Here is a 21,069-nt window from a genome sequence, read left to right as displayed (position 1 = left end):
GTCGCCCTACTCGCCCGCCAGCCAATCAAGCGTCCATCGCGACGGCTGCCGGACTGCGAGCGCCTTGTGAAGGGCGGGCAACAGCACCTTCAATTCGCCTTCCAGCGTGTAGGGCGGATTGACCACCACCATCCCGCTGCCGTCGAGGCTGGGTTCGTTCGAGGCAGGCCGGATATCGAAGGCAATGTCGAGCAGTTTTGGAATGCCGGTCTCCCTCAGCGCCGCGCGGAAAGCGGTCACCGCCCTGCGATCCTTGATCGGGTACCAGAGCGCATAGATGCCGCCCGGCCAGCGCCGATGCGCCTTCAGCAGGCCATCGACGAGCCTGGAGAACTCGCCCTCCTCCTCGAAGGGCGGATCGATGAGGACGAGGCCGCGCTTCTCCTTCGGCGGCAGTTGCGCGCCCAGCGCCAGCCAGCCGTCGAGCTCGATCACCCTCGCCTGGAAATCGCCGGCGAGGACGGATTTCAGCCGCGCGGCATCATCTGAGTGCAGTTCGACCGCCGTCAGCCGATCCTGATTGCGCAGGAGATGGCGCACGATCAACGGCGAGCCAGGATAATGCTTGAGGCCGCCGTCGGGATTTTGCGCGCGCACCGCCTCCAGATAGGGCTGAAGCAGTGCCGCCGCCCGCGGCTCGAGCGTCGCCTCGGCCAGCCGGCCGATGCCGCCCTGCCATTCGCCTGTCTTGCCGGCCTCCACCGAGGCAAGGTTGTAGCGGCCAATGCCGGCATGGGTGTCGATGACGCGGAAAGCCTTGTCCTTCTGCTTGAGGTATTCGACGAGGCGCGCGAGCACGGCATGCTTGACGACATCGGCGAAATTGCCGGCGTGGTAGGTGTGGCGATAATTCATGCGCGCCTACCTCTAGAGAGCATGATGTCGACCGAAAACCGCTTCACACTTTTCGGCATCATGCTCGTGGCGAGCCGTTGCGGCCCCAGCGTGGCGGTGGCGGCTGCGAATTGGGATTCTGGGGATCGCCTCCGCCGCGGCGCCCGAAGACCAGCGACAGCGCCAGTCCGGCAAGGCCGACGCCCATCAGCGTATAGCCGGCCGGCTGCGCGCGTTCGTCGATCGAGCCAGTGCCGGCGCGCAGGATGAGATCGACCGCGCGCATGTCGATGCCGTCGGCATTGCCGGGGCCGACGGTGAACACATAAGGACCGGGCGTGACCCTATCGATGACGCCGCCCTCGTCGCGAAAGATCTTGTCGGGCAGTTGCGGGCTCGCCTGGCGGGGATTGTCGGTGTGGTTGAAGGAGAGCGCCGACGCCAGCGCCGTGCGGCCGCCGTTCGCCGCGGTCAGCGTCAGCACCGTGCGCTGCTGGCCCGCGACCCGTTCGGCCCGCGCGGTCAAATCGACCAGCACCCGCACCGGGGCGTCGCTTGCGGCGAGTTGCACGGTGACCGGCCGGAAGCGGCCACCCTCATAGACGCGGTAAGTACCGATCGCATGGCCGGAAAAATTGCTCATCGCCCAGGGATAGAAGATGCCGATGGCGGCACCGGCGATGAGGAGAAGGACAAAGAGGAAGCGCATTCAGAGCCTTGGTTTTCTGGGCGAGATCGCCGCTATTTTTTGGCGCGTTCGTTTCGGGCAGCTTCGCGGACCCGCTCCATCTCGTCCAGAAACATTTCCAGGCCAAGCTCGAAAGTCTTGTCGAAGCCGCTGGCGCCGAAATAGGCGCCGGCCTTAATGACGCTCGGATAGTCGCGCGCCAGTTCCTCGTCGCTGACGGTGGTGACCGCCGAAGGCCCCTTGGCGTAGCCGGCCGTCTCGTCGAGGATCGCGCCCATCAGATAATAGCCGGCGGCGCGGAACAGGCGGGCGCTGAGCTCGGGGCCGAAACCGCCATCCTCGAACAGGCCGATGATGGCGTTGAGCTTGGCGAGGCAGGGCGGCGAGTTCATGCGATAGACGACGATGAAGGGCGCGAAGGCCGGGTGCTCGGTGGCGACGCGGCGGAATTCCTGCATGCCGACACGCGCCCGCTCGCGCCACGGCAGGCTGTAATCGGGGATGACAAGCCTGCTCATCTGCCGGTCGACCAGCGCCTCGTAGAGATGCGCCTGCGAGGGGAAGTGGTGGTAGATGCTCATCGCCTCGCAGCCGAGCCTGGCGGCGAGCTTGCGCATCGAAAAGCCGGAAAGCCCTTCCCGCTCGATCACCTCGAAGGCGGCGTCCTCGATCATCTCGCGGGAGAGCTTTCCGCGGGGTCGCTTTTTTTTGCTCTGTGCATCCATGGCGGCGCTTGACAACTTACACTGTAAGGTTCATCTTCCACACACCTTACAACGTAAGGCTAACAAAAACCAGAGGAGAAGATCATGTCAGTCATTCGCATCGTCTCAACCGTGCATTCCTGCCTTCGTTCCGCCTCGCTCATCGCCGCCGCGAGCGTGTTTGCCACTGCCCTGGCTTCCGCGCCCGCCCGGGCCGATGATTATGACGCCACCCTCAAGGACATCCAGTCGACGATGGGCGGCGTGCCGAGCTTCGTGAAACAGTTCCCGAAGGCCGGTCTGCCCGGCGCCTGGGCCGAGGTCAAGGCCATCGAGCTCAGCGACAAAACGGCGCTGACACCGAAGGAGAAGTCGCTGATCTCGCTGGCGGTCGCCGCGCAGATCCCGTGCAGCTACTGTATCTGGTCGGACACCGAGAACGCCAAGCACGCCGGCGCCACCGACGAGGAGATCCAGGAAGCCGTCGCGATGGCCGCGCTGACACGCCACTGGAGCACCATCTTCAACGGCATGCAGGTCGATTTCGACCAGTTCAAGAAAGAGATGGCCGGGCAGTAAGACTTATCCCGGCATAGCTTACCCGGCAAAGCGGGCGGGCGCGAACCCCGCCCGCCTTTCGCCGCCTCGATCGACGCTCCAACCAAGCTTGTGGATTCGCCGCCGCCGCTGCTCTATAGGAACAGCGCCTTGAAAAAGCCGGCACGGATCCGATGTCGGACCGCCGCCGGCCGGGCCGACATTCGTGAGTTGCCGCTTTGCAGGCCCTCGGATAGCGCTTCCGCCCCGGCCGGGCGGCCCATTTGGAGACCTGATTGAAGCGAGCGATATCGATAATCGTCACTCTGGCGCTGCTGGCATGGCTTGCCAGCGATCAGCGCTGGAAGATGGTGGGCGATGCTTTCGCCTCCATCACGCCCGGCGCTTTCGTGGCGGTGGCGGCGGCGCTGTTCGTCACCTATGTGCTCAGGGCGCTGCGTGTCTGCGACGAGTTTCGCGACGATGTGAACGGCCGCTTCGGCGCCGTGCTTCGCATCATCCTGATCCACAATGCGATGATCAACGTCGTGCCGTTCCGCGGCGGCGAGACGGCCTTCCCGATCCTCTTGCGCCAGGTGTTCGGCGTCTCGATCGTGCGCGCCAGCGCTTCGCTGCTTTGGTTTCGGCTGCAGGACGCTTTCGTCGTCGGCGTGCTGGCCTGCCTGGTCTGGCCGGGCCTGCATCCGGCGCTCAGGGCCGCCGGCATCGCGGCGCTGATCGCCGCCGCATGGTATCTGCCGCGCTGGGCGCGCGCGCCGCATAACTGGACCACTGGCGGCAGGATCGTCTCGAAGCTCGGCAAATTGCGCGATATCTTCACCGAAGCGACGGGACGCTCACGCTATGGCTGGTGGTGGACGATCGCCAACTGGGCGCTGAAGCTCGGCGTGCAGGGATGGCTGCTCGCAATGCTGCTCAACATCTCCTTCCAGACCGCCTTTCCGGGCGCCGTCGGCGCGGAAGCCGCGGCCATCCTGCCGGTGCAGGGCGTCGCCGGCTTCGGCACCTATGAGGCGGGCGCCGCAGCCGCGTTGCTCTATTCCGGCATTGCCATGAAGGACGGCCTGCAGGCGGCGCTGGCGCTGCATCTCTTCATCCTCTGCTCGGCGGTCGCAACCGGTGCGATCGCCTGGCTGTTCCCCTCGAAATCGACGCTGCCGGAAACCCCGACGGCAGGACCGGCAAGGAAATGACCGCCATGAACGTGCTTCCCATTCCCGCATCGGGACTGCCCGAGGGCGCCGTCATGCCCGAGCACAAGCTCTCCATCGTCATCCCGATGTATAACGAGGCTGACAATGTCGAGCCATTGCTCGTCCGCATCCATCAGGCGATGGAGAATTACAGCCAGCCCTGGGAAGTGGTGCTGGTCGACGACGGCAGCACCGACGCCACACCCGCCGAGATCCGCCGGCTGGCGGCTCAATACGGGCCGCATGTGCATGGCGTGGAACTGGTGCGCAACTACAAGCAGACCGCGGCCATGCAGGCCGGCCTCGACGCCGCGCGCGGCGACGTCATCGCGACACTCGACGGCGACCTGCAGAACGACCCGTTCGACATTCCACGCATGGTCTACCGCCTGCTGACCGAGGATCTCGACCTCGTCGCCGGCTGGCGCAAAGACCGCAAGGAAGGTTTCTGGATGCGCCGCTTGCCCTCGCGCATCGCCAACAGGCTGATCGCGCGCGTCACCGGCGTGCAGCTCAAGGACTATGGCTGCAGCCTGAAAGTGTTTCGTGGCAGCGTCATCCGCAGCGTGCGGCTCTACGGCGAGATGCACCGCTTCATACCGGCGTGGCTGGCGACGGTGACGACGCCGCGCCGCATCGCCCAGGAAGTGGTGACGCATCACGCACGCATCCACGGCCAGTCGAAATATGGCATCTCGCGCACCTTCCGCGTGGTGCTCGATCTCGTCTTCATGTTCTTCTTCCTGCGCTACCGCACGCGGCCCGGACATTTCTTCGGCGGCATCGGCATCGTGCTCGGCGTGCTCGGCTCGCTGATTCTTGCCTATCTCTTTGCGATCAAGGTTTTCCTGGGACAGGATATCGGCACCAGGCCGATGCTGATCACCGGCTTCTTCCTGGTGATCGCCGGGCTGCAGGCGGTGACGTCGGGCGTGCTCGCCGAGATGCTTTCGCGCGTCTATCTCGAGGCCAATGGCGCGCTCGCCTATGTGGCGCGGCCGCAGCCCGCGCATGGCGAGGGCGACGGCTGGCACTGGCCGAGCAAGCCGGCGGCTGTGGAAAAACCGAAGGCGCGCCGGAAGTGATCGGGCAGACTGGCCGGCACCAGCTGCATTGCCAATCGCCTTGATTTCGCGCATCGGTCCTCGCGACGGGAACGACCGCGAATGACCGATGCCGAGGGCTGACAGATCCATCCTGATTACAGGGGCACGCGCGCCAGTGGCGCTGCATCTGGCGCGCCTTCTCCATGGCGCCGGGAAAAGGGTGATCCTGGCCGACACGCCGGCGAGGCCCATCGCGGCGGCGAGCAAGGCCTGCGCGCGCTATTGCCGGCTGCCGCCGCCGCGCTTCGAGCCGCAGGCTTATGCGGATGCGGTGGAGGCGCTGGTCCGAGCGGAAGGCGTCGAGATGGTAATCCCGACCTGCGAGGAGGTCTTTCACCTCGCGCTCGCCTGGCGCGACAGGATTGTGCCGGTGCGATTGTTCGCCCCCGATATCGGGTCGCTGGCGCAGGTTCACAACAAACACAGCTTCATCCGGTTGGCTGAACAGCTTGGCCTGGCGGTGCCGGAGACCACGCTTCTCAATTCCCGCGACGATCTGGAGGCGGTACGTGGCCGCTCACGCGACCTGGTGTTCAAGCCGGTCTGGTCGCGCTTCGCCTGCCACGTTCTGCTGCGTCCGACACCGGATTTCCTCGATGCGATCGTGCCCTCGCCCGCCATGCCCTGGGTGGCGCAGCGTTTTGTCGAGGGCAAGGAGATCAGCGCCTATGCGGTGGCGCAAGAAGGCAGGCTCAAGGCGCTTGGGCTCTACCGCTCGCTCTACCGCGCCGGCAAAGGCGCCGGCATCTTCTTCGAGCGGGTCGAGGACGATGCCGCGCGCGATCTGGTCGAGCGCATCGTCGCCGGCACCGCATGGACCGGGCAGATCTCCTTCGACCTGATGCGCGAGGCGGATGGCCGCGTGCTGCCGCTCGAATGCAACCCGCGCGCCGTGAGCGGCCTGCATTTCTTCCGCGATCCGGCGCGCTTTGTGGATGCCGTGCTCGGCGACGGTCAGGAAGTCATTCCCGATGTGTCCGCGCCGCAAACCGTGCGAGTCGCGATGTGGATCTATGGCCTGCCTGCGGCGTTGCGTTCAGGCGGCCTCGGCCGCTTTCGCAAAGCGATGCGCGTGGGCGAGGAACTGCTCGATTGGCCAGGCGATTCCGCGCCGGTGAAGGCACAATGGCCGGCGCTGCTGGAGGTTGCGCGAGTGGCATTGCGCCAACGCATCGGCCTGCAGGCGGCGTCGACGCGTGATATCGAATGGAATGGGCCTGGTTGAGGCGCTTCAGGCCCCGAGCGAGCCCGGGCCGATAGGCTTGACCTCAAGTTGCAAACCCAGCGCCTTGGTGACGCCCAACAGCGTGCTGAGGCGCGGATCGCCCTTTTTGCTCAGTGCCTTGTAAAGCGCCTCGCGCGTAACGCCAGCCTCTTTCGCCACGGCCGTCATGCCTATGGAGCGCGCTACGTCGCCGAGCGCGTGCGTAATGAGCGCGGGATCGCCATCCTCGAAGGCAGCTTCGATGTAGGCCAAGCGATCCTCCGGAGTTTTCAGGTGGTCGAGAATGTCGAAGCGGGTGGTTTCGAGAGGCATCGTCATATCTCCTTTGCCATCTGTTTCGCCTTGGCGATGTCGCGCCTTTGGCTGGACTTGTCGCCGCCACAGAGCAGTATGATCACGGCGTTTCCAATCTTCACAAAGTAGAGCCGGTAGCCTGGGCCATGGTCGATCCGAAGCTCGCCGATGCCATCGAAGTATTTGACATCACCGATGTTACCGATCTCGACCCGACGGATGCGGGCGACGACGCGCTGTCGAGCCGCGGTGTCGCGAAGCGCGTCCAGCCAGTTGGTGAAATCGGCGGTCTGCCGGACCTCGATCATGCGTGAACTATAATTCACGAAAGCATTCAAATCAAGGTATGTGAACTATAATTCACAGCTCGATATAATGCACCCTTGCCTCACCTGCCGCCGCCGGCATCTTACCCTCCATGATCGCGGCGATGTCGCGGCGCAGGAAATCAAGCGGGCCGATCACCGGCAGGGCCTGCGGCGGCAGCCGAGCGTTGTCGCTGGCCGATTTCAGCACCCGGCGGTCCTGGTGCAGCGCGATGGTGAAGAGCGGCTTGAAGGCCAGCGCCTTCATCTCGCCGAGCAGGCCCTGGCGGCGGCCGATCAGCCAGCCGACACCCTCGACGGTGCGTTCGTCGGCCTGGCGGAGGTGAAAGGTGGTGGCCAGGACCAGCCCGTTCTTGCCCCAATATTCGAGCTCGGCGATGCCGGGATGGCGGAAGCGGCCGATCGTTTTCGTGCGCTCGCCTTCGAGGAACCGGCTGATGAGGCCCTGCTGGCGGTCCTCGCCAGTGTAGCTGGCCTCGACCCAGCCCTCGCCACCGGTCACCTCGACCCGCACCAGATGGCGCTTCGAGGTGAGGCCGCGCAGCAGGCCCTTATGGGTGAAATGAGTGTGCGTGGCGTCGAGGATGTTCTCGGCGGCGTCGATCACCGTCGACTGCGTCGATGAGCGCACCCGCCGCGCGATGATGTCCCTGCCCTGCATGCAGTGCAGGTAAGGCTCGCCCCGCGGCGTGCCGGACGAGATGAAGACGACGCCGTCGCGCTCGATCGCCGCGTAGCGGCGGACCCGGTAGTGCGGCATGGCGCCGACAAGGCCGGGGATCGCGGTGCAGCGGCCTTCGCCGTCATAACGCCAGCCGTGATAGGGGCATTCGATCTCACCGCCGACGATCTTGCCGGTCGACAGCTCGACCAGCCGGTGCGGACAGCGGTCGAACAACGCGGCGATGCCCTGCGCCGAGCGGAACAGCACCACCGGCGCGCCGTCGAACAGAATGCGCTTCGGCCGCTTGCCGATATCGGCGGACAGCGCCGCCGCCTGCCAATGATCCTCCCCACGCCGCTCGCTCACAATTCGAACCTCCTGAGCAGGGGAATGCCGACCAGCGCCAGCACGGTCTCCATGACGCGGATCGCCAGGCGCCGGCGAAGCGCAAGATGCCCGGCATAGACGGCGTTGTATTCGATCGCGGCGACCGCGCCGCGCCGGCGTTTGAAATCGGCGGCACCCGCGCTCATGTTGAAGAACAGGCCCCGCGCCGTGGCGTGGTCCTGCCCCATCGCCATCATCATGCGATAAAGCCCGTCGGCCACCGGCAAGCCGGTGTCGTAGCCGACAATGGGCTGGGTCAGCGTACCGCCGTTTTCGAACAGGCCGGTGACGGCGACCAGTTCGCCGCCCGGCCTGCGCAGCCCCGCCAGGCCGATGATGCCGCGCCGGTGCATTTCAGCGATGTAGCGAGCCGTGTAGTGCGGATTGAGCGGCGTGTATTTGTCGAGATAGAGCAGATTGTAGAGCTGCTCGGCGCGGGCATAATCGGCCTCGGTGAAATCGCCATTGCCGACCCGCTCGAACGGCGTCGCGCGCAGGCGGGCGCGATCGCGCTTCATGTCGCGCGTCATTGCGGGCGATGCGCTGCGGTCGGCGAAGATGTAGATCTGGCGCGCCGCCAGCATGCGGAACCCCTCGGCTTTCAAGGCGGCCACGGTCGCTGGGTCGGCGACATCGTTCAACGAACGGATGACGATGGCGCGATCGGGGAAACGCCCGATCAGGTCCGCGCGCAGCGACGCGGCCGCCTGTCGGTCGAGCAGCGGCACCGGATTGGTCGAATAAAGCCAGTTGTTGACCTGCGCCTGATGGTCGAGGCCGCTTGCCCTGACAAGCGGCGCGCACGCCCCAATCAGGGCGTTGAGCGCGCGTTGCAGCAGCGGGTGGGCGGCGAAGTTGCGCGTCTCGTCCATCGCATAGTCGATATAGGCGCAGGTCGGGCAGCAGATATAGCAGTTGGGCGCTTCATCGGCATCGTTCAGCGTCAGCGGAAAAATACGCCCGGCGACTTCGAACGTCTCGACTTTCGTCTTCAGGTTGGCGATGAGATCGCGCACTGGCACCTCGTTGAAAAGCCTCACAAAAGCCTCGACCTTTGCCGGCTTGTTCTCGACCCGGTCGGCCTGCTGCGCAGGCCTTTCCGCCGTCGCCGCGCCGCTCACCGCGCCGGCTCCAGGCGGCATTCCACGCGGCGCAGCTTGCGGCCTGTTTCCAGCGGCAGCGGCGCGCGGATGAGCGTCACGGTGGCCGCCGCTTTTCGTGCGTCCAGCAACGCTTGCACTGCTTGAAGAGCTGCAGCCGCCGCTTCGTCCGGGAGCGTCGGCGGAAGCCTGAGCTCGATGCCGTCCGGCCCGGTCTGGACGAGGCGGAAATCATCGATGCGGCGGTCGGCCTTGAGCACGGCGTTGCGCAGCACATCCGGCGTGACCAGGATCGGGTCATCCTGCGACATGAGACGGAAAACATCGTCCATGCGGCCGACGATCTCGTCGACGCAGCGCAGCGGCGAGCCGCAGCCGCAGGCCTGTCCGGACAGGCGCAAAAGGTCATTCATCCGGTAGCGCGCCATGATTTGGGTTTGGCGGTGAAAGGCCGTCACCAGCGGCGTCACCAGCCCCTCGCCCGCCGGCTCGAATTCGAAGAAGACGGAGTCTTCCGCAAGATGCAGTCCGCCCTGCCGGCAGGTCACCGCGAACAGGCCTTCGGTCGCCATGTAGATCTGGTCGAGCGGCAGCCGGAAGAAATTTTCGATTACCGGACGGTCGACCGGGTCGAGCGCCTCGGCGGCGGAAAAAACGCGCTTCGGCCGGAGCCGGAAGTTTTCGGCCGCGAAATGGCGCAGGATTTTTGGCGGCGCGATGATGACTGTCGGATCGAACATTTGGAGTGCGCCGCGCCAGCTCTCCGGCCCTGCGGTCAGATCGAAGAAGGCGAGCTTGATCAGGCGCGATTTGCGGGCGCTGTCGTAAAGCCCGGTGTTCTGCGGCAGGACGACGGCGACGCGCATGCCGCGCCACAGAAGATCGGGCGCCGCCTTGGCCAGAATCGTGCCCAGCCAGCGGTATTTTTCGGCCTCGGAAATCACGAACAAGCCGCGATTGCCCGATGTTCCGGTGCTGGCGCCGACCGTGAGCGATCCGGCGCGGCCATCGCGCGCCAAGGCCGCCCAGGCTTGCGTGGCGATGAGACCGTGGATGTTGAATTCGTCGAAGCGCGCCATCAGCAGCGCCTTGTCGGTGATCGGCAAGTCGGTGAGGTGCGCCGGCGCCTTGCCGTAAAAGGACGCGCGCGGCAGGTCGCGGTCAAGGAAGCGCCGCAAGGCGGCCGCCTGCCAGCGTTCGAAGCCGGGCCGGGTCTTGCGCGACACCCAGCGTGTCAGGGCGAAGCAGCCTGCCGCTTCCGCCAGCCCGCTCATGCGGCCTCCGGCGCGAGATCATAAGATGTCGGAGCGGGATCATGGCAGAGCATCACCTCGCCGCCGACGGCGAGGAAGCGGCGCAGCATGGCACTGGTCGGCTCGATCGCCGCGGCATCCTCGGCGATCAGCGTGGCAGGGAAACCCGGCGCGCGGTTTTCGGTCAAGGCTGTGAGCAGCCATTGCACATCGACGGCGTAGAGCAGCGGCCGGTCGAGGCCATTGAACAGCAGGCCGAACTGGCCATCGGCATGTCCAGGCAGATCGACCGCGATCACGCTGCCGTCGCCAAAGAGATCGGCGCCGCCGGGTACATCCTCGCGCGCCTCGACCCTCCGCTTCGCGGACAGGCCCTCCAGCCTCGCCTCGAAATCCAGCGGGAAGAGTTCGGCAAAGACGCCATGGCGCAGATTCTGCCTCGGGCTGCGCGCCTTGACCCGCGCCCAGGCGGCATCGCTGGCGATGAAGCGGGCGTTGCGGAACAGCGACAGGCCCGAGATGTGGTCGGCGTGGAAATGCGTGACGATGATTGTGCGGATGTCATCGGGCGACAGGCCGAAGAGCTTGAGCATCGGCAGGACCTGTTCGGCGGCGTTCAACTCGGGCCTCAGCAGCGTGCCATAGAGGCGCAGCATGCGGCCGCGCCCCTCGCCTGTCAGTGCTTCCGGCGTGTAACCGGTGTCGATGAGCACCGGCCCGGCAACCGGGTGAAAAATCAGCCCGTAGCGGACTCGCAGCCTGACACTTTGCCAGTTGCCGCCGCGCAGGATCAGCCGTTCGGCGGCGCTTACCCAGGCGCTGTTGGCGAAGACTAGCTTCATGGCCCGGCCCCGCCGGAAAAAGTGCGATCAAGCCCTTGCTCGAACGCAATTTTCGGCGCCCAGCCGAGCGTCCGCTTCGCCTTGGAAAGATCGAGACTTTGCGCATAGGCGAAGAGACCGAGCCCGTAGCGGGTGACCGGCGGTTCGGGCCGCCTGGGTAACCGAAGCGCCACCGCTTCCATCAGGCCGGCCGCCAGCATCGCCGGCATGAGCGGCGTCGGCCGCCAGCGCGCCTTGAGACCGGCGCGGCTGCAGGCCTCGTCGGCGATGCGGCGGACCGGCAGCATTTCGCCGCCGGAGATGTTGAAGACCTGGCCCTCCGCTTCCCTGGGCGCGGCAAGCGCCGCCAGCACCGCGTCGACGACGTCGTCGACATGGGTGAGGTCGATGGCCGCCCGGCCATCGCGAAACAGCGGCAAAGGCCGGCTCCTCGCGGCCTTGATCAGCCGCGGCAGCAGCGCCCGATCGCCGGCGCCGTAAATGCCGCGCGGCCGCAGCACCACCGGATGGATGGCGGGCTGGCCGAGCACGATCTTTTCAGCCTCGCGCTTGGTGCGGGCATAATGATTGACGGGCTCCGGCAAGGCCATATCCTCGGCGAGGCCAAGCTGGTCGCGGAAGGCAAAGCAGACGGACGGGCTGGAGATGTGGACGAAGCGGCTGACGCCTTGCCGCTCGGCGAAGTCGAGCAGGTTCCGTGTCGCCGTGACGTTCGCCGCCTCGAAATCCGCGAGGCGTCCGAAGGGCGAAGAAAGCGCCGCGCAATGAATGATCCGCTCGACCCTGCCAAGCCTCGGATCGAGTGCGCCATCGAGCGGCTGCGCGAGATCGTGGCGGACGATACGATGGCCGGCGGCCTCCAGCGCGGCGCAGCGCGCTTCATCGCGGCCGAGTCCGAGCGCCAGCGTGCCGGACGCGGCAAGCCGCTCGAGCACATGAGCACCGAGGAAGCCGCTGGCGCCGGTGACGAGCACGGCCATCCCTCAGGTCTCCAGCGCCATGCCGCCGAAGGAGACACCGGCCGACGTGCCGAGGAAGAGCAGCTTCATGCCTGGCGCGACGCGCCCGTCGCCGCGCGCGATGTCGAGCGCGAAGGGCATGGAGGCCGCGATCTGGTTGCCGAAGCGGGCGGAGATGTCGACGAGCTTTTGCGGCGCAAAACCGGTCTGGCGCGCCATATGGGCAAGCGCGAAGGGGCTCGCCTGATGCGGCACGACGAGATCGACATCGTCATGCCGCCAGCCGGCGCGCCCGAGCAGAGCATCGACGAAGCCGTTGAAGTGGCGCGAGGTAAGCCGGAACAGTTCCTTGCCGTCCATGTGGAACAGGCTGTGCGCGGCAAACGCTTCCCGATCCTTGCGGAAATCGAAGCGCGTGCCGCCCGAACCAATGCCGCAGGCTTCCCAGCCCGATGGATAAGTGCGCATCAGGCTCGCCGCCACCTTTCCCTCGCTTGGCTTGGCCTTGCGCAGCACGGCCGCCGCCGCGCCGTCGCCGAAGAGCGCGGCGATCTCCGGCGCGTCCTGCCACGGCAAAGCGCGCGAGGCGACTTCGGACGAGAAGACCAGAGCCGTCTCGCACTGCCCTGCCTCGATCATGCGGCCCGCGGTCTCGAAGGCGGTGAGGAAGCCAAGGCATGTGCTGTTGACGTCGAAGGCGGCGGCCGAGCCGTCCGCCACCCCGAGGCACTGCATGACCAGCGGCGCGGTCGCCGGCAGCGGCTGGTAGGGCACGCCGCAGCCGCCGACGATCAGGTCCACGGCGCCGGCCTCTACGCCGGCATCCTCAAGCGCAAGGCGCGCGGCGGCACAGGCGAGATCGATCTGCGATTCGGCATTGCAGACATAGCGCTCGACGACACCGGTGACGATTTCAAGCGCGCCCTCGCCAAGGCTCAGCTTCGCCTCCAGGGCGCGTGTGGTGAGGCGCTCAGCCGGTACCGCCCTGCCGGTTCCGACGATCCTGATCCGCATTCTCCCCCCGCCGCGTGAGCTTGGCCCTATCTAACGCAAAAAGCGGTTCGAGGCGACGACCATCATCGGCGTCTGCGCGACCATGTTTGATCGTCGATCATTCTGCTGTAAGTATGCGATGCTTCCAGGGGGTGAGGTATGGCTAATTCTTTTTCTCGCTTTATTTCTTTTGTCTTTGGGAATTCTGTTTCTAAGCCAAATGCAGACGCTGTCAGAAGCCCGTGGCCGAGCGGTCTCCAGCATCTGTTTATCGAGCCATCAAAGAAGGATATCTGGGAAGCGCTGGACGGCTGGAAGTGGATTGGGCTTGATGGCTTGGAGCCCGGCGCAGTCTCTGCGTTCGGCGACATTTTCTTCCGCGCTCGCGATGGTTCCGTCAAATTGCTGGACATGGTCGGAGGCCGATTGACCCAAGTCTCGGAAACGTGGCCGGAACTTACAACCCAGTTCAATGATCCTGATCGTCGCGACGAACTGTTGCTGGCTGGATTAGTGACGACGGCACGAAAGAAGGGATTGGTCTTGGGGGTCGACGAATGTTACGACTTCGAAAAGCCGCCCGTGCTCGGTGGCGAAATGTCCGTTAAGCAAATCAACAAGACTTTCTTCGTGGTCAAAGTGCACATAGCCGGCCAGATTCACCGGCAAGTAAAAGACCTTCCGCACGGTACGAAAATCAACAAGGTAACGATCGGCGATCGCTGACGGCTCTCACGCCTTGCGCTCCCAGCGACGGTCGGGCGTCTGCTGCCAGTAGGTCACGGCGTGGCCGGCTTCCTTCAGCGTCTTCCAATGCGTCCGCGCGCCTTCGAGCTGCGCGGCGTCATGGCCATCGAAAAGGAAGACGGCGCGCTCGTAGCCCGATAGTTCGGGCGGGCTTGCGCCGTCGACCAGGAAGCGGATCTGCGCGGCGTTCTGGTTGCCCTGGCCCGTGGTAAGCAGGACCGGCTGTTCGGCCGGATAGGCCTCGCGGTCGGTGGCATGCGCCAGAAAGGAATCGTCGCGGAAAATCCACAGATGCTGGTCGAGCGCGTCGCGACGCTCCTCGGTGCCGGTCTGCACCACCGCGCGCCAGCCGCGCTCGACACTGCGCTCGAGCAGGCCGGGCAGCGCCTCCTCGAGCGTCGATTCGGTCAAATGGTAGAACAGGATGTCGGCCATCCCCTACCCTTCGTAGTGATCGCGCACCAGCCTGTCGAGCAGCCTCACGCCGAAGCCCGAGCCCCAGGACTGGTTGATCTCGCTCGACGGCGCGCCCATCGCGGTGCCGGCGATGTCGAGATGCGCCCAGGGCGTGTCCTTGACGAAGCGCTGCAGGAACTGCGCGGCGATGATGGCGCCGCCATAGCGGCCGCCGATATTCTTCATGTCGGCGTTCTTGGAATCGATCAGCTTGTCGTATTCGGGCCCGAGCGGCATGCGCCACAGCCGCTCCTGGCTGGCCTGGCCGGCGCCGAAAAGCCGGCCGGCAAGCTCGTCATTGTTGGAGAAAAGGCCGGCATAGTGCTGGCCGAGCGCCACCATGACCGCGCCGGTGAGCGTCGCCAGATTGATCATGAATTTCGGCTTGAAACGATCGTTGGCGTACCAGAGCGCGTCGGCCAGGACGAGGCGGCCTTCCGCATCGGTGTTGAGCACTTCGATGGTCTGGCCAGACATCGATGTGACGATGTCGCCGGGGCGCTGGGCATGGCCGTCGACGGCGTTCTCGACCAGGCCGATGATGCCGACCACATTGGCCTTGGCCTTGCGCGCGGCGAGCGCGTGCAGCAGGCCGGTGACGGCGGCCGCGCCGCCCATGTCGCCCTTCATGTCCTCCATGCCGGAGGCCGGCTTCATCGAATTGCCGCCGGTGTCGAAGGTGACGCCCTTGCCGATGAAGGCAAGCGGCGCATCCTTGGCCTTGCCGCCGTTCCAGCGCATCACCGCCAAGCGCGCGCCGCGCGGCGAGCCTTGCGCAACGCCGAGCAGAGAACCCATGCCGAGCTTTTTCATCTCTTTTTCAGCCAGGATCTCGACCTCGACGCCGAGCTGCTCCAGCGCCTTGACGCGTTCGGCGAATTCGACAGGCCCGAGCGCATTGGCCGGCTCGTTGACGAGATCGCGCGCAAGCAGCACGCCGTCGGTCACGGCTTCCTCGCCCGCAAACGCCTTCTTCGCGGCCGCGGGGTCGGCGCACTGGATGGTTATCCTCGCGGGCTTCGCCGCCTCGGCCTTCTTGGCGCCCTTCGCGTCAGATTGGCCGTCTTCCTTGTCTTTCCTGGTCTTGTATTTGTCGAAGGAATAACTGCGCAGCAGCATGCCGGCGGCTAGGTTGGCCGCCTGGCGGCCGTCGGGCTGCAGTTCGGGCAGATCGAGGATGACGGCCACCTCGGCCGCCTTGCGCAGCGAAGCGGCAATGGCCCCGCCGAGCTTCAGCCAGGCATTGTCGTCGAGGCTCGAGACCTTGCCGGCGCCGATCGCCACCAGCCGGTCGACCGAAGTTCCTTCCGGCGCCAGCACCTCGGCCGAGCTTGCGAACTTGCCGGAAAAATCCGCGACCGGAAAGGCGCGTGCCAGCGCGCCGGCCGGATCGCAGGCCTTCGCCGCCTCACCGAGCCCGCCGCTGTCGGCCGCGAACACGAAGACGCTGCCCTTTTTCGGCGCGGCAAACTTGGCGAAAGAAATGGAAGGTCTCGACGTCATCAGGTCCTGCTTTCGGGGATGGCCGGAAGGTGCCGGCAAAGGGTATTTCTTGGCGAGCAACGCGTTTGGCAAGCGTGCGCGACATTTGGTCGTTTTCAGCCATTTGGCAAGACTTTGGCCGAAATCGCTGTCTATATCAGCGCCACCATAGACAAAGGATTCGCCCCGGCACGACCTTAGCTTGCTGCCGTAACGTGCTGTTAACCATCGATGTTTCGCATTTCTTATCCATTGACGCGGAGACTCCGCCGCGCCGGAGCACGCGGCGTGGGACGACGAACCGGAGCGAGCCGCCTATGACCCAGTTGTGCGGGCGTTGCCGGATCACTACCTTGTCGGCGGGCATGATGCCGTTCGGCAAAATCGAGAAAAGCCTTCATGAAGGTCGTTGAACGCTACATCATGCGCCGCGCGCTGACGATGTTCCTCGCATCGCTGGTGTGGACGCTGGCGATCGTGTGGACGACGCAGGTGCTGGCCAAAATCGATCTCGTCACCGACAACGGCCAGTCGGCGCTGACCTTCTTCGAGGTCGCGGCGCTCATCATCCCCTCCATCATTCCGATCGTCGTGCCGTTCGCCCTTGTGGTGGCGGTAGCGCAGACGCTGAGCGCGATGAACACCGATTCGGAGCTGGCGGTGCTCAGCGCCGCCGGCGCCTCGCGCTGGACGATCGCGCGGCCGATCCTGCTGCTCGCGGCTTTTGCCTGCGCGTTTTCCTTCGTCGTCGACAACGCCGCCGACCCCTATGCCAGGCAGAAAAACCGCCAGCTGGTGGCGGCCTCGCGCGCCGACCTCGTGTCGCTGATCATCCAGGAAGGCACGTTCCGCAAGATCGACGAGGGCCTTTACCTGCAGGTCGGCGAACGACTTCCCGGCAACCGGCTCGGCGGCATCTTCGTCGCCGATTCGCGCGAGGAAGGGGCCAGCCTCACCTATTACGCCAAGACCGGCAGCATCGTCGAAAAGGGCGACGAGAAGGTCCTGATGATGAATGACGGCGTCATCAACCGCAAGTCGGTGACCGGCGACCTCTCCGTCATCCGCTTCACCTCTTACGCCTTCGACATGTCGGCCTTCATGTCGGCGGCGAACGACATCACGCTTTTGCCCAAGGACCGGACGACGGCGTATCTGCTCAACCCGGATCCCAACGACAAGATGTTCCAGCGCGAACCCGGCAGCTACCGGGCGGAGCTCAACCAGCGCTTCGCCGAATGGTCCTATTCGCTTGTGTTCGCGTTGATCGCGCTTGCAGTTGCGGGCGATGCGCGCTCGCATCGCGAGTCGCGCATCAATCCGCTGATCACGGCGATCGCAATCGCGCTTTTCGTGCGATGGCTTGGCTTCTTCGCCGCCGGCAAGGCCGACAAGGTCTGGTATTACGTCTACCTGCTCTACGGCATACCCATCATCGCCTCAGCGGTTTCGATCTGGTTCATCGTTTCCTCGCGCAGCATGGAACTGCCGGTCAGTTGGGCCGACTGGCTGACAGGTTTTGCCAAGCGCGCCGGCGACAATTGGACGGCATTCAAGCTCTGGCTCGCCCGGCGCACTTCCGGCCAGGGAGCCTGACCATGGGCTGGACGCTGGGCCGCTATTTCTTCTTCCGCTACGTCTCGATCACCTTCTGGTTCTTCCTGGGCCTGCTGGCGCTGGTGTTCCTGATCGATTTTACCGAGCTTTCCGGCCGCACGACCGGGTTGCCCGGCTTCACCTACGGCATTGCCTTCGCCATTTCGGCGCTCAGGATGCCGATGATCATGCTGCAGACGGTGCCGTTTGTCGGGCTGTTCTCGGCAATGGCGACGCTGGTGTCGCTCAACCGCCGTTACGAGCTGGTGATTGCGCGCTCGGCCGGTGTCTCGGCCTGGCAGTTCCTGTTCCCCTGCTGCGTCGGCGCGCTGATGTTCGGCGTGCTGTCGGTCGCCATCATCAACCCGATCGCCGCGCATGGCTTTTCCTGGTCCGAGCAGATGGAGAACGACCTGCGGGCCGGCAAATCGAATGCCGTCACCACCAATGTCACGCCGTGGCTTCGGCAAAAGACCGAATCGGGCGACACCATCATCGGCGCCCGCGCCATCCTCAACCAGGGGCTGGAGATGGCGGATGCGGTGTTTTTCGTCCTCGACCATGAGGGCAACATCACCGAGCGCAAGGATGCCGCCAAGGCCTTCCTGCGCGACGGCTATTGGGAATTGCAGGACGTCAAGGTCTTCAAGGGCGGCAATATCCAGACGCTGGCGTCCGACAAGGTGCCGACGAATCTGAAGCCGGAATTCGTGCAGGAGCGGCTGGCGCGTCCGGAAACCATCCCCTTCTACGAGCTGCCGCGCAAGATCGAGGTCGCCCGTTCCTTCGGACTCAAGGCAAACGCCTTCGCCATGCAATTTAATTCGCTTGTGGCATTGCCGTTCCTTCTCGTGGCCATGACGCTGATTGCTGCAACGGTTTCAATGAGATTTGCGCGAATGGGGCAGTCGGCAACGATGATTCTGGGTGGCGTCGTGGCCGGCTTTCTGCTTTATGTCGTTTCGGTACTGGTCAAGGCATTCGGTGTCGCCGGATTCGTGCCTACTGTGGTGGCTGCATGGGTTCCGGTTGTCGTGGCTATGTTCTTTGGGGTGACGTTTCTGCTATACAAGGAAGACGGCTAGTGAGGGAGGCGGTTTTGCGCAGCCATAGGCAGGCCGGTCTGGCACGCCTCTATGGGGCGACCGCCTTGGCGTGTCTGTTCGCCTGTGCGGTGCCGACGGCGCCCGCGCTGGCGCAGACGATCGCTGCCAAGTCCGTCCCTTCCGGCACGCAGATGCTGCTGGCCGCCGATACGCTTGTCTATGACAACGACAAGCATACGGTGACGGCCGTCGGCGGCGTGCAGATCGACTATGGCGGCAACAAGCTGGTCGCCCAGCGTGTGGTCTACAATCGCGACACCAAGCGCCTCGTCGCCAGCGGCGCCGTCGAGCTGATCAACAGCGACGGCACCAAGGTCAATTCCGACCATATCGACATCACCGACGATTTCGCCGACGGTTTTCTCAACGCGCTGCGTGTCGAGACGATCGACAAGGCTTATTTCGCAGCCGAGAGCGCCGAGCGCATGGGCGGCGTGCTCACCACCTTCCACAACGGCGTCTACACCGCCTGCGAACCTTGCGAGGACAAGCCGGACAAAGCGCCGACCTGGCGCGTCAAGGCGCGCAAGATCATCTGGAACGGCGAGAAGAAGACGGTCCGCTTCGAGAACTCGAATTTCGAATTCTTCGGCTTCCCGCTCGCCTACCTGCCGGCCTTCGAGATCGCCGACCCGACGGTGAAGCGCAAGAGCGGCTTCCTGATCCCCGGCATCGTCTACAACAACCATCTCGGCGTCGGCGTCAAAGTCCCCTATTACTTCGCGCTGTCTCCGACCTATGACCTGACCGTCACCGGCAGCGGCTATACAAAGCAGGGTTTCCTCGGCGAGGCCGAGTGGCGCCAGCGCTTCAACAACGGCCAGTACACGCTGAAGATCGCCGGCATCAACCAGCAGGATCCCGGCGCATTTGTAGATTCGGCCGGCCATAATGTGAATTCCGGGCCTGCCAACGATCCGAACAAGTTCCGCGGCATGATGGGCACCAAGGGCCAGTTCGCCATCAACGAGCGCTGGAATTTCGGCTGGGACGTGCTGCTCCAGACCGACAAGGAATTCTCGCGCACCTACAACATCGACGGCTACAGCGACCTCGTCCACCAGTCGTCGATCTATCTGACGGGCTTGAGCGACCGCAATTATTTCGACGTCCGTGCCATGCGCTTCGAGGTGCAGGAAGACACGCTCTCCAGCGACCCGACAGCGCGCGCTGCCAAGCAACCCTGGGTGCTGCCGTCGCTCGACTACGCCTATATCCCCGACACTTCGGTGGCCGGTGGCCAGCTGTCGTTCAACGTCAACGCACGCGTGATCAGCCGCAACCGGCTGGACGCCGTGCTCGCCGATGGCAGCGATCCGAATTCGATCAACAACGTGCGCGGCATCGAAGGCGAGTCGAGCCGGCTGACGGCGGAAGCTGAGTGGAAGCGCACCTTCACCACCGATAACGGCCTGCAACTGACGCCTTTGCTCGCGTTGCGCGGCGACGCCGGCTATGTCAACGCCAATTCGGCTTCGCTCGATGCCGTCAACCAGATGGCGACGAATCTCGGCCAGGACGTGGACATGCGCTCGTCGCTTGCCCGCTACATGGCCACGCTCGGGCTCGAGGCGCGCTGGCCGCTGTTGTTCTCGATGCCCAGTTCCAGCCACATCCTGGAACCGACCGCGCAGGTCTTCGTGCGTCCGAACGAGCAATATGTCGGCGGACTGGCGATCCCCAACGAAGACGCGCAGAGCTTCGTCTTCGACGCCACCACGCTGTTCGAGCGCGACAAATTCTCGGGCTACGACCGCATAGAAGGCGGCACGCGCGCCAATGTCGGCTTCCGGTATTCGGGCGCCTATGACAATGGCTGGGGCACGAACGCCATCTTCGGCCAGTCCTATCAGCTCGCGGGCGAAAACTCTTTTGCCGCGCCCGATCTCGTCAATGTCGGGGCCGAGTCCGGTCTGGACAAGCCGACCTCGGATTATGTCGGCCTTGTAGGCTTCAACAGCCCGAGCGGTTTCTCCGGCTCGCTGAGCGGGCGTTTCGACGAGCAGACCTTCGAGGTCAGGCGCGCCGAAGTGAAGGCCGCCTATTCCAGCCTGCCGATATCGCTCAGCGCCAAATATGCCTTCATCGAGGCGCAGCCGCTCTATGGCTTCACCACCGACCGCCATGAGCTCACGCTCGGCGCCTCGACCCATGTGGCGCAGAACTGGCGGCTGTTCGGCACCGGCACTTACGACATCCAGACAAATGTGCTGGTCAAGGACGGTGTCGGCTTCGCCTACAACGATTCCTGCTTCACTTACATCATGACGTATTCGCAGACGCGTGACACCGTCACCAAGGAAGTGTCGCAGAACATCGGTTTCAACCTGTCGTTCCGCACGCTCGGCGATTTCGGTTCGTCAACAAGCGCGGTCGATACCATCCAGTGACCAAGGGTGGGCGTACGGAGCCGTGCGTCGCTCGGCGCTGATGGTGGTTTGGTCTTGATTTGGCGCCTGATCCCCTGAGTATAGGCTCGATTCTAGGCGTCATGAGCCGGCGACATCGTTTCGCCGCATAAGACGGGCAATGGGGTCGACCGCATCGCGCAGGCGT

21 protein-coding genes are annotated in these 21,069 nt (G+C 64.7%); 8 read left to right on the top strand and 13 right to left on the bottom strand.

Annotated features, from left to right (window positions below; translation table 11 throughout):
• Positions 1-6: 6 nt before the first annotated feature.
• Genes FJ418_RS07335 through FJ418_RS07325 form a run of 3 tightly spaced genes read right to left on the bottom strand, consistent with a single transcriptional unit; the run spans position 7 to position 2,196 of the window.
• Complete coding sequence (locus tag FJ418_RS07335; RefSeq protein ID WP_140864540.1) at positions 7-855, bottom strand: 23S rRNA (adenine(2030)-N(6))-methyltransferase RlmJ; 849 nt, start codon at positions 853-855, stop codon at positions 7-9.
• 58 nt (positions 856-913) lie between these two features.
• Entirely contained in the window at positions 914-1,543 is a 630-nt protein-coding gene (locus tag FJ418_RS07330) for a hypothetical protein (RefSeq protein WP_140864538.1), read from the bottom strand.
• Positions 1,544-1,575: 32 nt separating this feature from the next.
• Positions 1,576-2,196: a TetR/AcrR family transcriptional regulator gene (locus FJ418_RS07325; protein ID WP_246682966.1), complete on the bottom strand. Its 621-nt coding sequence runs from the start codon at positions 2,194-2,196 to the stop codon at positions 1,576-1,578.
• A gap of 135 nt (positions 2,197-2,331) precedes the next feature.
• On the opposite strand from FJ418_RS07325, the gene FJ418_RS07320 reads away from it, so the two are divergent.
• The 4 genes from FJ418_RS07320 (at position 2,332) to FJ418_RS07305 (ending at position 6,308) form a co-directional block, all read left to right on the top strand.
• Complete coding sequence (locus FJ418_RS07320; RefSeq protein WP_140864534.1) at positions 2,332-2,805, top strand: carboxymuconolactone decarboxylase family protein; 474 nt, start codon at positions 2,332-2,334, stop codon at positions 2,803-2,805.
• A 254-nt stretch (positions 2,806-3,059) separates the two neighbouring features.
• The gene (locus tag FJ418_RS07315) at positions 3,060-3,977 is read left to right on the top strand and encodes a lysylphosphatidylglycerol synthase domain-containing protein (protein WP_140864532.1); all 918 of its coding nucleotides are present in this window, start codon (positions 3,060-3,062) and stop codon (positions 3,975-3,977) included.
• A gap of 5 nt (positions 3,978-3,982) precedes the next feature.
• The gene (locus tag FJ418_RS07310; RefSeq protein WP_140644506.1) at positions 3,983-5,062 is read left to right on the top strand and encodes a glycosyltransferase family 2 protein; all 1,080 of its coding nucleotides are present in this window, start codon (positions 3,983-3,985) and stop codon (positions 5,060-5,062) included.
• 88 nt (positions 5,063-5,150) lie between these two features.
• Positions 5,151-6,308 (top strand): hypothetical protein, encoded by a 1,158-nt coding sequence (locus FJ418_RS07305; RefSeq protein ID WP_140864530.1) that lies wholly within the window; start codon positions 5,151-5,153, stop codon positions 6,306-6,308.
• Positions 6,309-6,314: 6 nt separating this feature from the next.
• Here the strand turns inward: FJ418_RS07305 and FJ418_RS07300 are convergent, their stop codons facing one another.
• Genes FJ418_RS07300 through FJ418_RS07265 form a run of 8 tightly spaced genes read right to left on the bottom strand, consistent with a single transcriptional unit; the run spans position 6,315 to position 13,147 of the window.
• A complete protein-coding gene (locus tag FJ418_RS07300; protein ID WP_140854704.1) occupies positions 6,315-6,620 on the bottom strand; it encodes an addiction module antidote protein in 306 nt (101 codons plus the stop codon).
• Positions 6,621-6,622: 2 nt separating this feature from the next.
• Entirely contained in the window at positions 6,623-6,910 is a 288-nt protein-coding gene (locus FJ418_RS07295) for a type II toxin-antitoxin system RelE/ParE family toxin (protein ID WP_095767029.1), read from the bottom strand.
• 52 nt (positions 6,911-6,962) lie between these two features.
• Positions 6,963-7,958, bottom strand: a complete 996-nt coding sequence (locus FJ418_RS07290; protein ID WP_140864528.1) for a Rieske 2Fe-2S domain-containing protein — start codon at positions 7,956-7,958, stop codon at positions 6,963-6,965.
• Positions 7,955-9,100, bottom strand: a complete 1,146-nt coding sequence (locus tag FJ418_RS07285) for a GNAT family N-acetyltransferase (RefSeq protein WP_246682964.1) — start codon at positions 9,098-9,100, stop codon at positions 7,955-7,957. The genes FJ418_RS07290 and FJ418_RS07285 overlap by 4 nt, the downstream gene beginning before the upstream one ends.
• Positions 9,097-10,353 carry a F390 synthetase-related protein gene (locus FJ418_RS07280; RefSeq protein WP_140864524.1) on the bottom strand — a complete coding sequence of 419 codons (1,257 nt, stop codon included), beginning with the start codon at positions 10,351-10,353 and terminating at the stop codon, positions 9,097-9,099. Before FJ418_RS07280 ends, FJ418_RS07285 begins: the two co-directional genes overlap by 4 nt.
• The gene (locus FJ418_RS07275; protein WP_140864522.1) at positions 10,350-11,174 is read right to left on the bottom strand and encodes an MBL fold metallo-hydrolase; all 825 of its coding nucleotides are present in this window, start codon (positions 11,172-11,174) and stop codon (positions 10,350-10,352) included. The genes FJ418_RS07280 and FJ418_RS07275 overlap by 4 nt, the downstream gene beginning before the upstream one ends.
• Entirely contained in the window at positions 11,171-12,154 is a 984-nt protein-coding gene (locus tag FJ418_RS07270; RefSeq protein WP_140864520.1) for an NAD(P)-dependent oxidoreductase, read from the bottom strand. The genes FJ418_RS07275 and FJ418_RS07270 overlap by 4 nt, the downstream gene beginning before the upstream one ends.
• Before the next feature lie 3 nt (positions 12,155-12,157).
• The gene (locus FJ418_RS07265; RefSeq protein ID WP_140864518.1) at positions 12,158-13,147 is read right to left on the bottom strand and encodes a 3-oxoacyl-[acyl-carrier-protein] synthase III C-terminal domain-containing protein; all 990 of its coding nucleotides are present in this window, start codon (positions 13,145-13,147) and stop codon (positions 12,158-12,160) included.
• Positions 13,148-13,285: 138 nt separating this feature from the next.
• Between FJ418_RS07265 and FJ418_RS07260 the strand changes: the two genes are divergently transcribed.
• Positions 13,286-13,852 carry a T6SS immunity protein Tdi1 domain-containing protein gene (locus FJ418_RS07260; RefSeq protein ID WP_140651823.1) on the top strand — a complete coding sequence of 189 codons (567 nt, stop codon included), beginning with the start codon at positions 13,286-13,288 and terminating at the stop codon, positions 13,850-13,852.
• A gap of 6 nt (positions 13,853-13,858) precedes the next feature.
• Here the strand turns inward: FJ418_RS07260 and FJ418_RS07255 are convergent, their stop codons facing one another.
• Both FJ418_RS07255 and FJ418_RS07250 read right to left on the bottom strand, forming a co-directional pair.
• Entirely contained in the window at positions 13,859-14,308 is a 450-nt protein-coding gene (locus tag FJ418_RS07255) for a DNA polymerase III subunit chi (protein WP_140864516.1), read from the bottom strand.
• Between the two features lie 3 nt (positions 14,309-14,311).
• Positions 14,312-15,832: a leucyl aminopeptidase gene (locus tag FJ418_RS07250; protein ID WP_140864514.1), complete on the bottom strand. Its 1,521-nt coding sequence runs from the start codon at positions 15,830-15,832 to the stop codon at positions 14,312-14,314.
• A 378-nt stretch (positions 15,833-16,210) separates the two neighbouring features.
• Between FJ418_RS07250 and lptF the strand changes: the two genes are divergently transcribed.
• The 3 genes from lptF to FJ418_RS07235 are packed head-to-tail and all read left to right on the top strand — an operon-like array spanning position 16,211 to position 20,903.
• Positions 16,211-17,407: an LPS export ABC transporter permease LptF gene (lptF, locus tag FJ418_RS07245; protein ID WP_140864512.1), complete on the top strand. Its 1,197-nt coding sequence runs from the start codon at positions 16,211-16,213 to the stop codon at positions 17,405-17,407.
• Positions 17,408-17,409: 2 nt separating this feature from the next.
• On the top strand, positions 17,410-18,492 hold the full coding sequence (gene lptG, locus FJ418_RS07240; protein WP_140644493.1) for an LPS export ABC transporter permease LptG: 1,083 nt from the start codon (positions 17,410-17,412) through the stop codon (positions 18,490-18,492).
• A complete protein-coding gene (locus FJ418_RS07235; RefSeq protein WP_181166858.1) occupies positions 18,492-20,903 on the top strand; it encodes an LPS-assembly protein LptD in 2,412 nt (803 codons plus the stop codon). Before lptG ends, FJ418_RS07235 begins: the two co-directional genes overlap by 1 nt.
• Positions 20,904-21,069 lie beyond the last annotated feature (166 nt).

The organism is Mesorhizobium sp. B2-8-3, from assembly GCF_006440815.1.
Classification (GTDB): domain Bacteria; phylum Pseudomonadota; class Alphaproteobacteria; order Rhizobiales; family Rhizobiaceae; genus Mesorhizobium.
The sequence above is the reverse complement of the archived record's forward strand: the minus strand, read 5'-3'. Positions and strand labels throughout refer to the sequence as shown.